Raw genomic sequence first — 14,487 nt, 5'->3', positions numbered from 1 at the left:
TCCCGGAACGCGTGCGCGCCCCTCGTCCGGTGGCCAGTTCACGACAGCGCCGACGGTCCCCGCGCGTCCGGGCGAAGCGTCCGGGCGAAGCGCCCGGGAGTCGTGCCCACGATCCGCTTGAACGAGCGGTTCAGATGCGACTGGTCGTAGAAACCGGTCGCGGCCGCCACCTCGACCGGCGGCCGCCCGTCGAGCAGCAGACGCCGGGCCCGGTCGATCCGGCGGGCCGTCAGATACTGGTGCGGTGCGATGCCGAAGGCGCCGCTGAAGGCCCGTACGAGATGCGCGGGGTGCGCGTGCAGCCGCAGGGCCGCCTCGTCCAGGGTCACGCCCTCGACGAGGCGCGCGTCGAGGAGCTCCCGCAGACCGTGCGCCACCCCGGGATCGGCTCCCCGCGCGGGCGTGACGAGCCGGGGCCGCAGACGGCCGCGCAGCCGCTCCGCGATCAGGGCGAGGCGGCTCTGCGCCTCCAGTTCGTCCCCCGGCTCCGCGAGCGCGGTGTGCAACTGTCCGACACGGCGCCGCAGCAGCGGATCGACCAGGTCGGGCGCGTCGACCGCGGCACCGATGAGACTCTCGTCCAGCTGCGTCAGATCCAGATACAGGACCCGCTTCCGGAAGCCGCCGGAGGTGGCCGGCGAACCGTTGTGCGGGACCTGCGGCGGGAGCAGGGACACCGTGTCGCCGGGCGTGCCGCGCTCGTGCCGGTCGAGGTCGTAGCGGACCGCGCCGTCGTCGACGATGAGCAGCGTCCACACGTCGTGCACGTGCATCGGGTACGCGTGCTCGGTGAAGTGGGCGTGGAACACCTCCACGACACCCGGCACGTGCGGGCGCCACGCCGAGACCTGCTCCCGGGTCACGTGCGGTCCACCATGCAAGGAATGTACAAGACCGCGCGAGGGGCCCGGCGGCAGTCTCGGACCATGACGACGACCGACAACACGCCCGTACGTTTCGACACCAAGATCGCCGTGCTGCTGCGCGAGGACCTGGAGACCTGGCAGCGGCTGAACGTGACGGCGTTCCTGGTCAGCGGCCTCGGCACGCAGCTCCCCGAGGTGATCGGCGAACCGTACGCCGACGCCGACGACACCCCGTACCTGCCGATGTTCCGGCAGCCCGTCCTGGTCTTCGAGGGCGCCGAGGAGACGCTCACCGCCGCGCACGGCCGCGCCCTCTCCCGGGCGCTGCCCCGGGCGGTGTTCACCACCGACCTGTTCACCACCGGCAACGACCGCGACAACCGCGCCGCCATACGGGCCGTGGGCGCGGGACAGCTCGATCTGGCGGGCATCGCCGTGTACGGGCCGCGCAACGCCGTCGACAAGGTGCTCAAGGGGGCCAGGATGCACCCGTGAGTGCCTGGGCCACCGGGAGCGGGCGCCCCGCCGACCCGGCGGGGACGGGGCTCCGCACCGATCGGCCGCACTGCGCCGGGCCCGCCGTCGGCTCCTCGGCTAGGGTGATTCGGTAGGGATTGCGCCCCCCGGGGCCGGGCCGATGCGTAGGTCGTTGCGTTGGAGACTCATCAGTCGTCGAGCAGGGTTCCGCAGCCGCCCCGGGCGGCCGTCGGGGACGCGGGCGTGCTCCGCGAGCTGCTGCCGATCGCCCTCTGGCGGGAGGACGCCGAGGGCCGCATCGTCGAGTGGTCGCTCGCCGCCCAGGACCTCCTCGGTCACCGGCCCGAACACGTCCTCGGAAGGCTCGCCACCCCGCTCCTCGTCCCCGACAGCAACCGGGAACTCGCCGACAAGCTCACCGACCGCGTCCAGTCCGGCGAGACCATGGTCGGCACGCTCCCCGTACGCCACCGCGACGGCCACACGGTCACCATGGAGATGTGGATCGTCCCGGCCACCGACCCCGAGGGCCGCCCGGGCGCGATGCTCATCGCGGTGGAGACGTCCGAGGTCCTGCGGATGCGGGAGAACCTGGCGGCGATGGAGAGCCTCTTCACCCAGTCGCCCATAGGGCTCGCACTGCTCGGCCCCGACCTGCGCTTCCTGCGCGTCAACGACGCCCTGGCGCGCATGAACGGCGTCTCGGCCGCCCGGCACGTCGGCCGCCGGCTCACCGAGGTCGTGCCCGACGTCAACGCCGCCGGCCTCGAATCGCTGATGCGCCAGGTCATGGAGAGCGGCACGGCCGTGGTGGATGCCCGCCGGGTCGGCCGTACCCCCGCCGACCCCGACCACGACCACATCTGGTCCTGCTCGTACGCCCCCCTCGTCGACCGCACCGAACGGCGGTCGCTCGGGCTCATCGCCTCCCTCGTCGACATCACCGAGAGCCAGGAGGCGCACATCGAGGTCGAGCGCGCCCGCCAGCGCTTCGCCCTGCTCGCCGAGGCCGGCACCCGGATCGGCACCACCCTCGACCTGAAGACGACGGCCGACGAGACCGTCGCCTTCCTCGTGCCCCAGCTCGCCGACTCGGCCGACGTGCAGATGCTGGAGTCCGTCCTCGAACCCGACGATCCCGTGGACTCCACCCGGAGCGTGCTGCGGCGGCTCGCGGCCCGCTTCCCCGACCCGACCGCGCCCACGGCCCTCCTCACCCCCGGGCAGACCTTCCAGATCCCCCTGGACTCCGTGTACGAGCAGGTCATCGCCCGCGGCCTGCCCATGAACCTCTACACGACCGACATCCCGGAGCTCTTCACCGATCCCCGCACCGAGGCCCTCCAGAAATATCTCGCCACCCGCATCGGCTCGGCCCGGCTCATCCCCCTGGTGGCCCGGGGCCAGGTGCTCGGCGCGGTCACGGTGACCCGGCTGCGCACCCGTGAAGCCTTCGACGAGCAGGACTTCGTCCTCATCGACGAGGTCGTCGCCCGCGCCGCCCTCAACATCGACAACGCCCGGCTGTACACCACCCAGCGGGAGGCCGCCCTCACCCTCCAGCGGAGCCTCACCAACAACGCGCTCCCCGACGTCACCGGCCTCGAACTCACCGGCCGCTACCTCCCCGCGAGCTCCCACGACGTGGGCGGCGACTGGTTCGACGTCATCGCGCTGCCCGGCGGCCGGACCGGGCTCGTCATCGGCGACGTCATGGGCCACGGCATCCACGCGGCGGCCGTCATGGGCCAACTGCGCACCGCCGTCAGGACCCTGGCCCGCCACGACATCGCACCCGCCCGCATGCTCAGCTCCCTGGACGCCGTCGTGGCCGACCTCGGCGAGGACGAGATGGCGACCTGCGTCTACGCGGTCCACGACCCGGCCACCGGCGGCTGGGTCATCGCCCGCGCGGGCCATCCGCCGCCGGCCGTCGCCACCCCGGACGGCACCATCACCTTCCTCGACGGGCCGCCCGGAACCCCGCTCGGCACCGGGGCGCACGACTTCGGTACGGAGGAGGTCGTCCTGCCCGGGGGCGGACTCCTCGTCCTCTACACGGACGGCCTCATCGAGGCCCGCCACCGGGACATCGACCAGGGCATGCGGCAGCTCGCCGAGGCGCTGCGGCCCCTGGACCGGCCGCTGGACACGCTGTGCGACGAGGTCATCGTGCGGCTCCTCGCGGGCTCCGCCCAGGACGACGTGGCGATGCTCCTCGCCCGCACCACCCGCTGACCCCTCCGCTCAGCACCCCGCCCGGCGCGCGCGAATCGCCTTGCGGGACGGGACGTTGACGTCCCGCAGGGGGCTCAGGTCCGGTCGATGTGCACGCTGGTCGACTTCACGCGGGCGGTGGCCATCATGCCGACCTCGAGCCCCAGCTCCTCCACCGCCTCGCGGGTGAGCAGCGAGACGAGCCGGTGCGGACCGGCCTGGATCTCGACCTGGGCGGCGACGTCGCCGAGCTTGACGGCGGTCACGATCCCGGGGAAGGCGTTACGGACGGAGGTGTACGGCTCCTCCTCGTCCCCGGCGGTGCCCTGCCCCACCTCGATGGAGAAGGCGGCCAGGTCGCGGCCGTCGATGAGCCGCCGGCCGTTCTCGTCGCGGTGGGTCGCGACCCGGCCCGCGTCGGCCCAGCGGCGTGCCGTGTCGGGGCTGACGCCGAGCAGGCGGGCGGCCTGACCGATGGTGTAGGACTGCATGCGGGTCACGTTAGGGCGTGCGGATCGCACCTACAAGCGATCAAGGTCCATCTCAGGGCATCGCCCGCCCCGCCTGGACGAACCGACGAAGGGCGATCTCGGTCCGGGTGCGGACCACCCCGGGCAGCTGGATCAGCCGCTGGATGACGTCCTCCAGATGCCCGGCGTCCCGGGCCACCACCCGGGTCAGCAGATCGCCGCCGCCGGTGATGGAGAAGGCCTCCACGATCTCCGGCACGCCCGCGAGCGCGTCGCCGACCTCGTCCAGATGCCCCTGCGTGACCTCGACGTGCACGAAGGCGAGCACCGGATGACCGAGGGCGGCGGGGGAGAGGACCGGGCCGGTCGCCGTGATCACCCCGTCCCGCTCCAGGCGGTCGATCCTCGCCTGCACGGTGCCCCGCGCCACCCCCAGGATCCGCGCGTACTCGCGCACGCTCGTCCTCGGCTGCTCGATGAGCAGCCGCAGGATCCGCGTGTCGAGCTCGTCCACCGCCATGCTCCGCCGCCCTCCTTCGCCCCGGCTCGTCCGGTTTCCGACTGTACCCATGCCCTGGGGCCTGTCCGGCGGATCATGGCCGGGGCCGCGGCGTCTGGCACGGCACCTCGCCGCGTTGCCGAAACGCCCCAATAGCTCCTTCCCCAAGCTCTCGGCTTCGCTCGAGCAGGGGAGACCCCATTCGAGGCGCTCCGGCGCCTTGCGATGCACCGCACCAGACGCCGCGGCCTATCCGACCCTGATCCGCCGGACAGGCCCCAGGCGGGTGCCGTGCCTCGGTCCCGTGTCCGCTGTTGCGTTCGCGCGGAGCAGCGATCTGGGAGAGGCTCGTCGGAACCGGCTGAGGCGCGGCCGGGCACGTTCGGCGGGAGCGACGATCAGTGGATGCGTACCGTGGACAGGACCAGGCGGGTACGCCCCCGCGCGCGGCGGCCGAGTTCTGGAGCGCGGAGGGGGCGTGGGGCGACGCCGTCCTGGACGCGGTCTTCACCCAGGCCGACATCGGGCTCCACGTCTTCGACGAGGACCTGCGCGTCGTCCGCGTGAACGGGGTCGTCGCCGGACTCCACGGCGTACCCGCCGACCGCCTCCTCGGCATGCCGGCCGTCGAGGCGTACGCGACGTTCGCCGGCGTGCAGGTCGACGAGGCCGTCCTGCGCGAGGTCCTCGCGACGGGCCGCCCGGCCGCCGACCTGCGCGTCGTCGGGCGCGCACCCGGCGCCGAGCGCGGCGAGCGCGTCTACTCGGCCTCCGCGTACCGCCTCCAGGACGCCGAGGGAGCCGTCCTCGGCCTCGTCATCACCAGCACCGACGTCACCGACCGCGAGCGGGCCCACGCCCGGTTGCGGCTCCTGCACGACGCGCACGAGTGGATCGGCGCCAGTCTCGACGTGGAGCGCACCGCCCGGGAGCTCGTCGACGTGACCGTGCCGGCGTTCGCCGACTCCGTCGTCGTCGCCCTCACCGACGCCGTCTTCCGCGGGCAGGACCCGGCCCTCCAGTCCCGGGACACGGTGCCGCTGCTGCGCTGCACCGCCACCGGCGGCACGGGGACCGGGACGGAGGTCCCGGAGGCCGGTGCCGTCGTGCTGCCGGGGATCTTCGAGGAGCGGGAGCCCGCGTCCGGCCGTCCGCTTCCGGCGCGGCTCGTGGTCCCCCTGACCGTGCGCGGGCAGATCTTCGGCGCGGTCGCCTTCGAGCGCCGGGCCGACGCCGAGCCGTACGGCCCCGACGACCGCGCCCTCGCCGACGCCCTGGCGTCCCGTACGGCGAGCTGCCTGGAGAACGCCCTCCGCTACACCCGCGAGCACACCGTGATGGCCGTCCTGCAGAGCTGGCCGCCGCCCAGGGAGGAGGCCACCCAGAGCGCCGTCGACGTCGCCCGCCGCCAGCGGCCCGGTGGCAGCGGCGCCGGCTCCTGGTGCGACGTGATCCCCCTGCCGGGCGCGCGCGTGGCCCTCGTCGTGGGGCAGGTGGAGTCCCCGGGGCCCGGGGCCGTCGCCACCATGAGCCGGCTGCGGACCGCCGTCCACAGCCTGACCACGCTCGACCTCGACCCGCACGAGCTCCTCGCCCGCCTGCACGCCACGACCCTGCGGCTCGCCGCGGAGGGCGGGGATGCGGCCGTCGGCACGGACGCCGCGCCGCACGTCGACGTCCACCCCACCGCCGGCTGCACGATCGCCGTCCACGACCCCGTCGACGGGCGGCTCGACATCGCCCGTGCCGGTGCCTCGCTGTTCGTCGTCGTCCACCCCGACGGGTCGGCGGACCCCCGGCCGCTCGACGAAGGGCCCCTCCTCGGCGGCGAAGGCCCGCCGTTCGCCTGCGCGACGTACTTCCTGCCCGAGGGCAGCACCCTCTGTCTGGCCTCCGGCGGCGAAGGGCCCCGGACGGAGGACCTGATGGCGGCCCTCGCCCACCCGGTGCGCGACCCGGAGGCGATGGCCGACGACGTGGAGCGGCTCCTCACCCCCGACCGGGTCCTGCTCCTGGCGCGCACCCGCCATCTGCCGCCCGGCGAACTCGCCGAGTGGGAGGTCCCGTACGACCTGTCCGCGGTGGCCGCCGCGCGGGCCCATGTCAAGGACCGCCTCCGCCGGTGGGACCACCCCGCCGACCCGTTCACGGTGACGCTCGTCGTCAGCGAACTCGTCACCAACGCCCTCCGCTACGGCGCCGCCCCGGTCGTCCTCCGCCTGATCGCCGACGGCCCGTCCCTCACCTGCGAGGTGAGCGACGCCGGGCAGGCGGCGCCCCACCTCCGCCATGCCAAGGCCGTCGACGAGGGCGGGCGCGGCCTGCTGATCTGCGCCTCCCTCGCGGACAACTGGGGCGTGCGCTACACCGACGAGGGCAAGACCGTCTGGGCCGAACTGGACGGCGAGGACGCCTAGGACCTGTCCGGCGGATCAGGGTCGGACAGCCCCTGGCGCCCCACCGCCGGACGGTGGTCAGCCGATGATGGCGACGGGGCCGTCCCACGCGTCCTGGTCGACGGTGAGGGTGTAACCGCCGCGCGTCTCCTTGCTGTTGACCAGGTACTGGTGGCCACGGCTGTGGCCGGTGTACTGGGTGGCGCCCCACGGCCAGTCGGCGGTGGTGGTGTTCTGCCTGTCCCACAGGGCGTACCAGAGGTTGCCCGGCAGGTCGGTGCGGTCGGTCGCGGTGGCGACGGCCTTCGCGCTGGAGCTGGTGAAGCCGTAGAAGCCGCCGCGGTACGTCTTCGCGCGGAGCGTCCTGGTGAAGGACCGCACGTACGTCAGCACGGCGTCGTTGCACGCCTTGTCGGTGACGGCGTACGGCTCCATGTCGAGGAAAACCGGACTGCCGGGCTTCATGCCGAGCGCCGAGGCCTTCGCCGCCGCGTCGTTGCCGTCCGTCACGCCGAGGGACGCCGCCGTCGCGGCCGTGAGCTTCTCGGGGTTGGCGCTGGTCTGGCAGGGCGGCTGGGCGCCGACGTAGAGGGGGATGAGCCTCCAGCCCGCCGCGTCGACCGACTTCACCCAGGACGCGGTGAGGTTCGGCTGGGCGCAGCCCCGGTTCTTCCCGCCGATGTAGACGGCGGCGCCGCCGTAGAAGCCGTTGCCCTTCCACGCCTTCATCGCCGCCAGGGAGGGCGCCGCGCACGTGTCGAAGGCCCGCCCGGTGAACGTCTTCTGCGCGGGCCACACCGTGGCCGCCATCGAGGTCTGCGCCGCGACCACGGCGCCCACGACGGCGATGGCACCCCCGGTCGCCGCGGCGATGTAGCGACGCTTCTTCGAAAGCCGATGCCCGGCCATACCCACCCCTTGTCACGAACGCGACAGACCGTCGCCGTCAGCACGCACTGTAATGGACGGCGGTCACGGAGCCGGGACCGGCTGGGTGAGGTTCAACGGGTTCCCGTCGGGGTCCTGGATGTGGGCGACGCGCTGTCCCCACGGCATGTCGGTGGGGCCGCCGGTGACCGAGCCGCCCAGCGCCGTCACCCGGCCGAGCGTCTCGTCGACGTCGTCGACACCGATGCTGAGCAGGATCCGCGGCGCAGCCCCGTTCCCCGCGTCGGCCCTGGCCACCAGACCGAGGTCGGTGTCGCCGATGCGCAGGCCGAGGTAGAAGGCGGGGCCTTCCTCCGGGACCCGGAAGATCTCCCGGGCGCCGAACAGCTTCGTGTAGAAGTCGAGCAGGACGTCGTGGTGGGCGGTGACGATCACCGGCTGGATGGTGGACATGGCACTCCTGTCGAGTCGAGAACGGTCGTGTCGCCGGGCAGACCGTTCGGGGACGGCGAACTCATCGGTGAACCCATCGGCGAACTCATCGGTCAGTTCATCCGCGCGTCGGCCGCGCCGCCGGCATGTGTTTTCCGGCGGTGTGGACCAATGGCTCCGTCCGGTCACTCGTCCCGGCGTGTCGCTGGGCCGATGGCCCACCCCTTCGCCGGTGAGTTGAGCCGCCGTACCCCCTTCGGGCTATCCTTGTAGCCATCACACATCTTCGGCGCCGCGCAGCGCCGTCCGGCGACGAGGCCGGACCGGCCCGCGGTGCTTTCGTCGTGTCCGAGCCCCCACCACCCCAGGGGATGCCTCGCGCGCGGTGAGGGACAGATCAAGGGGGGGCGGGATTGGCCGCCGTGCACAAGTACTTCATGGCCCCGGATCCGGGGCGCGTCAGGCTCAGGGTCTCGCTGCGCGCCGTTCTCGGCATCGCGCTCGCGGTCGCCCTGGCCGAGCTGGCCGGTCTGTCCCTCGTCGCGTCCATCACCGCCGGGCTCGCCGCGCTGCTCGCCCTCTTCACGGTCGCCGACCCGAGCGTGCGCCGTCAGGCCGCCACCACGGCCCTGCTGCCGACGGTCGGATTCCCGGTGCTCGCCCTCGCGACCCTCCTGCACGGCGCTCCGGGCCTGCGCGACGGGGCCTGGCTGCTCGTGATCTTCGCCGGTGTGTACGCGCGCCGCTGGGGGCCGCGCGGACACGCGCTCGGCATCTTCGCCTTCATGCAGTTCTTCGTGACCCAGTTCCTGCACGCCCTCCCCGCCCAGCTCCCCGAGCTGTACGCGGCCACCGGCATCGCCCTGGGCGCGGTCGCGACCGTGCGGTTCGTGCTGTGGCCCATCGAGCGCCGGGTCCCGCCGCCCGCCGCGCCCGCCGCGCTGCCCGGGACGGGGCTCGCCCGGGCCACGACCCGTCAGGCCGTCCAGGTCACCGTCGCCTCCGGCGCGGCCCTCGTCATCGGGCAGGTCCTCTCGGAGCAGCGCTGGTACTGGGCCGTCGGCACCGTCTGGTGGATCTTCGTCAACACGGCCTCGCGCGGCGAGACGCTCGTCCGGGGCTTCCGCCGCGTCCTCGGGACCGTCACCGGCATCGCCGCCGGATTCCTCGTCGCCATCCCGCTGGGCGGCGCCCCCGTCGCCACCGCGCTGCTGGTCGCCGTGTGCGTGTTCGGGATCTTCTACGCCGCCCCCGTCTCGTACAGTTGGATGATCCTCGCGGTCACCGTGATGGCCAGCCTGCTCTACGGGCTCCTCGGGGTCCTCGACGGCGCGCTGCTCCTGCTGCGCGTGTCCGAGACCGTCGTCGGGGCCGTGTGCGCCGGCCTCGCCGTGACGCTGGTCCTTCCCGTACGGACGCACACGACGAACGACGCGTGGATCCAGCGGGCGCTGCTGTGCGTCCGGTCCGCCACCTCGGCGTCCGTACGCCGTCTCGCGGGCGAGGAAGCCGCCGACCCGACGCCGCACGCCGCCGAGCTGGAGGCGCTCCTCGGGCGCGTCCGGCTCTCGCTGGCTCCGCTGGTGCATCCGCTGACCCCCTTCCTGGGGAGGAAGCAGCGGGCGCGCCAGGTCCTCGTGCTCCTCGACGAGGCGGCCGCCGAGGTACGGGGTCTTGTGGCCGTGGCCGCCGACCCGGACGCCAGTCACGACGCGCGCCTTGCCGCCGCCTGCTGGCGCGTGGAGGCCGCAGTGGAGGCCCTCACCTCGCGTGAAGGGGCGGCGATGGAGCTGGAGGGTCACCTCCGGGCCGAGAGCGAGGCTCACGCGGGTGCGCCGGCCCTCGCCCACGCGAGCGGGCTCGCGCGCGTGCTCACGGAGCTCGACGCTCCGCTGCGGACTCCGCCCGGCGCGTGGCTGGTCCGCTCCTGAACGGCCCCAGGCTCCGCGGCCTGGTCTAGACCGCCGCCTGCTACCGTCGGCCCGACGAGAGACGGCGGCCGGTCGACCGCGACCGGCCCGGGGACAGGGGAGGCGCCGTGGGCGGCACAGGGACGGTTCAGGGCCGGAGCGGGGTACGGGCGTACATCGGCTCCTTCACCTCGGCGGGCGGCCGCGGCGTCCTCGCCGCCGACGTGGACGAGGCGACCGGCGCACTGACCGTCACCGGCGCCAGCGACGCCGTCGGCGACCCCTCCTTCCTCGCCCTCGCCGGCCCCGTGCTCCACGCCGTGTCCGAGACCGACGCGGGCGCCGTCGCCGCCTTCGACGTCACCGGGCCCGCACCCCGGCCGGTCGGCGTCCCCGTCCCCGTCGACGGCGCGGGCCCCACCCACCTGGCGCTCGCCGCCGGACACCTCCTCACCGCCAACTACACCTCCGGCAGCGTCACCGCCCTGCCCCTGGCCGAGGACGGCACCGCCCGCCCCGCCACCACCGTCCTGCGGCACGAGGGCGGCGGCCCCGTCGCCGACCGCCAGAGCGGCCCGCACGCCCACCAGGTGCTCCCCGACCCCAGCGGCGACTGGGTCGTCAGTGTGGACCTCGGCACCGACTCCGTACGGATCTGCGCCCTCGACCCCGCGACCGGGCGGCTCACCCTCCACGGCGAGACCGCGCTGCGCCCCGGCACCGGACCGCGCCACCTCGCCTTCCACCCGGCCGGCACCCACGCGTACGTCCTGAACGAGCTGGAGCCCACCCTCACCGTCTGCCGCTGGGACGCCGCGCAGGGCGTCCTCGAACCGCTCGGCGAGACCCCCGTCGTCCCCGAGGGCACCGCCGGACCGAGCTACCCGTCCGAGGTGGTCGTCGCCCCCGACGGCCGCTTCCTCTGGGCCGCCGTGCGCGGCGACGACACCCTCGCCGTGCTCGCCCTCGGGGCGGACGGCGCCGAGGCCCGTCTCGTCGCCACCGTGCCCTGCGGCGGCACCTGGCCCCGCGACCTGACCCTCGCCCCCTCCGGGCGGCACCTGTACGCGGCGAACGAGCGCTCCGGCGACGTCACCTGGTTCACCCTCGACCCGGAGACCGGGATCCCGTCGCGCGCGGGCGCGGTCGAGGCCCCCGCCGCCTCCTGCGTCGTCTTCGGCTGAGACCTGCCGCACGGGGGTACGGCCTTCACGGGGGTACGACGAAGGGCCCGCGCCGGACGATTCCGGAGCGGGCCCTTCCGTACGGTGCGGGGCCGGGGCCTGCGGGCGGGCCTCAGAGCGCGGGCGCGCCCTGCGGCTGCTGCGGCGGGATGCCCAGCGCGGCCGTGAACTGCGAGAGCACCAGCTTGCCGATCGCCGGGTAGGCGCCCAGCGGCTCGGCGGCGGCGCAGCCCGCCTCCTTCGACGCCTCGTCGAGGAGGCCCTCGGCCAGCTCGGGGCCGATCAGGTACGGCGCGAGGGCCAGCTGCTCCGCGCCCGCGGCGCGCAGCTGATCGGCCACGGAGGCGATGGAACCCTCCTGGTCGAGCGCGGCGGCCATCACGGGCACGGCGAGGCGCGCGGCGAGCAGCATGCCGGTGATGCCGGCGGCCTGCACGGCCTCCTCGCCGCCGACCGTGGCCAGGATGATGCCGTCGGCGGCCGTGGCGACGGTGAAGAGCCGGGCGCGGTCGGCGCGGGCCAGGCCGGCCTCGGAGAGCCGCACGTGCAGCGCCTCCGCGAGCAGCGGGTGCGGGCCGAGGACATCGGTCAGCTCGGCGGTGTTGCCGCCGTCCATGAGGCCCTGGCGCACCTGGCGCATCTGCGCGCTGTCCGGGCCCGCGAGCAGCGGGACGACGACCGCGGCCGGGCCCGTCGGGGCGGTGGCCTCGCGGCCGGCGGCCAGGGCCAGCTCGTACCGCTCGGTGCGCAGCTTCTCGGTCGCCGCGAGGACGGTCGCGAGCGAGGGGTACTCGGTGTCGTCGCCCTCCAGGAAGCCGATCGCGGCCTCCAGGCCGGGCAGCTCGGAGCGGGCGATGCTCACGACCTCTTCGGCCAGCGAGCGTATGGCGGCGGACGGCGCGCCGGGCACGGCGAGAACCAGTGCGGGAGCGCCCTCGGGCGCCGCCGCGGGTTCGGGGCGACGGTGCCGCCCGGACTGGCGGGGTCGAGGCATTCGTACAGGCAGGCCGGAAGCAGGCCCAGTGGGGGAGCTCATGGCGCCGCATGCTACTGGTTTCGCCCGCCGCGCCGTTGGCTGAGGTGCGGTCACGCGTCTTCTGCCCCTCTATGTCCGCTCTCGGCTTCAACTACCGTTACGTCGCCCTTGCGTACCCGCCCCGGCGCCGGTTCCGCTTCCTCGTCTCCGTCATGCCGTACGGGTCGACTCCTGCTTCCGCGCACCGCGTCCCACCTGGGCGGAAGGCCCGGCCTAGGCCGCCCCGGCGCCGAACAGGCGGAGCAGCGACGGGTGTTCCGGCAGGCGCAGGGTGCCGGTGGCGAGCGCGGAGGCGAGGGCGACCGCCCCGGCGAGCGGGTCTCCGGCCGGTTCCACCGCCCTGGCTTCCGGCAGCAGCTCGGTGAGGGCGGACCGGAGCGGGGCGAGCAGGGGCTCGCCCATCTTGAAGAGCCCGCCGGTGAGGGCCACCGAAGCGCCGGGCTCCGCCGGGCACGCGGCCTCGGCGGCCTCGGCGATGTGCGCGCCGGCCCGCGCGAGGATGCCGGCCGCCACCGGATCCGACCCGGCGCACCGTCCCACCTCGGGAGCGAAGGAGGCGAGGACGGCGGGCCGGTCCGTACGCGGATAGAGCACGCCCGCAAGGCCGGCCGCGGGCCCGAAGAGCTTCTCGGCCCGCGCCAGGAGCTCCGCCGAACCCCCGCGCCGCCCGTCGTACGCGCGCATCGCCGCCTCCAGGCCCGCCCGGCCGATCCAGGCGCCGCTGCCGCAGTCACCGAGCAGGTGCCCCCAGCCGTCGGCCCGCCGCCAGGACGTCAGATCCGTGCCGAGCGCGATCAGACCCGTACCCCCGGCGACGACCACGCCCGCCCGCTGTCCGAGCGCCCCGGCGTAGGCGGTGACCGCGTCGGCCGCGAGCGCGAGACGGCGTACGCCCCAGGCCGCCGCGAAGGCGTCCGGCAGTTGGGCCCGCAGCTCGTCCCCGAGGGTCGCCATCCCGGCGGCCCCCACGGCGACGGCGGCGACCGGCCGCGCGCCGGTCCGCTCCCGCAGGGCGGCGACGGCGGGCAGGACCTGCTCCAGGAAGTGACCGGCGGAGATGCCGCCCGGTCCGGTCCGCACCGGCTCCCGGGAGGAGAACGTCTCCAGGACGGTGCCGTTCGCCGCCGCGGCCAGTGCGAGGCGCAGCCCCGAACCGCCGGAGTCGACGCCGACGACCAGGGTGTCGGAGGACTCGGTCGGGGGAGGAACGGGCTGGTTCACGGGAAGAGAGGGCTGGTTCACGGGAGGAGAAGGCTGGTTCACGGGAAGAGCGGGACGTACGGGATCCACGGGGACCACGGTGCACCATCCTCGGAGGCGTGAGCGGGAGCCGGCGGAGGTCCGGGCCGGACCCCGTTGTCAGCGTAGGCCGGTAGAGTGACGGACTGTGACAGCGCGACCCTTGAACGAACTGGTGGAGCCCGGCTGGGCGGAGGCCCTGGGCCCCGTCGCGGGACGTGTCGCCGCGATGGGCGACTTCCTGCGGGCGGAGATCGCCGCGGGCCGGACGTACCTGCCGTCCGGGCAGAACGTGCTGCGGGCCTTCCAGCAGCCCTTCGACGAGGTGCGGGTCCTGATCGTGGGTCAGGACCCCTATCCGACGCCGGGGATGGCGATGGGGCTCAGCTTCTCGGTCGCGCCCGAGGTCCGCTCGCTCCCCGGCAGCCTGGAGAACATCTTCCGGGAGCTGCACACCGACCTCGGCCTGCCCCGGCCGTCGAACGGCGACCTGACGCCGTGGACCCGCCAGGGCGTCCTGCTCCTCAACAGGGCGCTGACCACGGCCCCGCGCAAGCCGGCCGCGCACCGGGGCAAGGGCTGGGAAGAGGTCACCGAGCAGGCGATCCGCACGCTGGCCGCCCGGGGCAAGCCGCTGGTGTCGATCCTGTGGGGCCGCGACGCCCGCAACGCCCGCCCGCTCCTCGGCGACCTGCCGGCGATCGAGTCCGCGCACCCGTCCCCGATGTCGGCGGACCGGGGCTTCTTCGGCTCCCGCCCGTTCAGCCGGGCCAACGAGATGCTCCTCGGCATGGGCGCCGAGACCGTGGACTGGCGCCTGCCCTGAACCCGGAGGGGCGCCGGACGACCGGCGCCCCGATCCGTGGGTCGGGC

General features: G+C 74.5%; 13 protein-coding genes. 6 read left to right on the top strand and 7 right to left on the bottom strand.

Annotation, left to right across the window (positions count from 1 at the left end; translation table 11 throughout):
• Positions 1-38 precede the first annotated feature (38 nt).
• Complete coding sequence (locus ACZ7HT_RS10450; RefSeq protein WP_471162612.1) at positions 39-863, bottom strand: helix-turn-helix transcriptional regulator; 825 nt, start codon at positions 861-863, stop codon at positions 39-41.
• Positions 864-875: 12 nt separating this feature from the next.
• On the opposite strand from ACZ7HT_RS10450, the gene ACZ7HT_RS10445 reads away from it, so the two are divergent.
• Together ACZ7HT_RS10445 and ACZ7HT_RS10440 are read left to right on the top strand one after the other, a co-directional pair.
• A complete protein-coding gene (locus ACZ7HT_RS10445) occupies positions 876-1,361 on the top strand; it encodes a DUF2000 family protein (RefSeq protein WP_471162609.1) in 486 nt (161 codons plus the stop codon).
• A gap of 159 nt (positions 1,362-1,520) precedes the next feature.
• Positions 1,521-3,581, top strand: a complete 2,061-nt coding sequence (locus ACZ7HT_RS10440; protein WP_471162607.1) for a SpoIIE family protein phosphatase — start codon at positions 1,521-1,523, stop codon at positions 3,579-3,581.
• A gap of 74 nt (positions 3,582-3,655) precedes the next feature.
• Here the strand turns inward: ACZ7HT_RS10440 and ACZ7HT_RS10435 are convergent, their stop codons facing one another.
• Both ACZ7HT_RS10435 and ACZ7HT_RS10430 read right to left on the bottom strand, forming a co-directional pair.
• Entirely contained in the window at positions 3,656-4,051 is a 396-nt protein-coding gene (locus ACZ7HT_RS10435) for a TOBE domain-containing protein (RefSeq protein WP_471162605.1), read from the bottom strand.
• Positions 4,052-4,103: 52 nt separating this feature from the next.
• Positions 4,104-4,550 carry an Lrp/AsnC family transcriptional regulator gene (locus tag ACZ7HT_RS10430; protein WP_471162602.1) on the bottom strand — a complete coding sequence of 149 codons (447 nt, stop codon included), beginning with the start codon at positions 4,548-4,550 and terminating at the stop codon, positions 4,104-4,106.
• Between the two features lie 380 nt (positions 4,551-4,930).
• Between ACZ7HT_RS10430 and ACZ7HT_RS10425 the strand changes: the two genes are divergently transcribed.
• A complete protein-coding gene (locus ACZ7HT_RS10425) occupies positions 4,931-6,946 on the top strand; it encodes a SpoIIE family protein phosphatase (protein ID WP_471162600.1) in 2,016 nt (671 codons plus the stop codon).
• Between the two features lie 57 nt (positions 6,947-7,003).
• Here the strand turns inward: ACZ7HT_RS10425 and ACZ7HT_RS10420 are convergent, their stop codons facing one another.
• Entirely contained in the window at positions 7,004-7,834 is an 831-nt protein-coding gene (locus ACZ7HT_RS10420; protein ID WP_471162597.1) for a glycoside hydrolase domain-containing protein, read from the bottom strand.
• Between the two features lie 63 nt (positions 7,835-7,897).
• Entirely contained in the window at positions 7,898-8,266 is a 369-nt protein-coding gene (locus ACZ7HT_RS10415; RefSeq protein ID WP_471162595.1) for a VOC family protein, read from the bottom strand.
• Between the two features lie 416 nt (positions 8,267-8,682).
• Between ACZ7HT_RS10415 and ACZ7HT_RS10410 the strand changes: the two genes are divergently transcribed.
• The gene (locus ACZ7HT_RS10410; protein WP_471163098.1) at positions 8,683-10,176 is read left to right on the top strand and encodes an FUSC family protein; all 1,494 of its coding nucleotides are present in this window, start codon (positions 8,683-8,685) and stop codon (positions 10,174-10,176) included.
• Positions 10,177-10,283: 107 nt separating this feature from the next.
• On the top strand, positions 10,284-11,339 hold the full coding sequence (locus tag ACZ7HT_RS10405) for a lactonase family protein (protein ID WP_471162592.1): 1,056 nt from the start codon (positions 10,284-10,286) through the stop codon (positions 11,337-11,339).
• Positions 11,340-11,451: 112 nt separating this feature from the next.
• Here the strand turns inward: ACZ7HT_RS10405 and ACZ7HT_RS10400 are convergent, their stop codons facing one another.
• Positions 11,452-12,375, bottom strand: coding sequence for a sirohydrochlorin chelatase (locus tag ACZ7HT_RS10400; protein WP_471162590.1), 924 nt, complete (start codon positions 12,373-12,375; stop codon positions 11,452-11,454).
• A 213-nt stretch (positions 12,376-12,588) separates the two neighbouring features.
• Positions 12,589-13,596 (bottom strand): N-acetylglucosamine kinase, encoded by a 1,008-nt coding sequence (locus tag ACZ7HT_RS10395; protein ID WP_471162588.1) that lies wholly within the window; start codon positions 13,594-13,596, stop codon positions 12,589-12,591.
• Positions 13,597-13,762: 166 nt separating this feature from the next.
• On the opposite strand from ACZ7HT_RS10395, the gene ACZ7HT_RS10390 reads away from it, so the two are divergent.
• Positions 13,763-14,440 (top strand): uracil-DNA glycosylase, encoded by a 678-nt coding sequence (locus tag ACZ7HT_RS10390; RefSeq protein WP_471162586.1) that lies wholly within the window; start codon positions 13,763-13,765, stop codon positions 14,438-14,440.
• Positions 14,441-14,487 lie beyond the last annotated feature (47 nt).

Source organism: Streptomyces sp. NPDC037410, assembly GCF_055602235.1.
The sequence above is the reverse complement of the archived record's forward strand: the minus strand, read 5'-3'. Positions and strand labels throughout refer to the sequence as shown.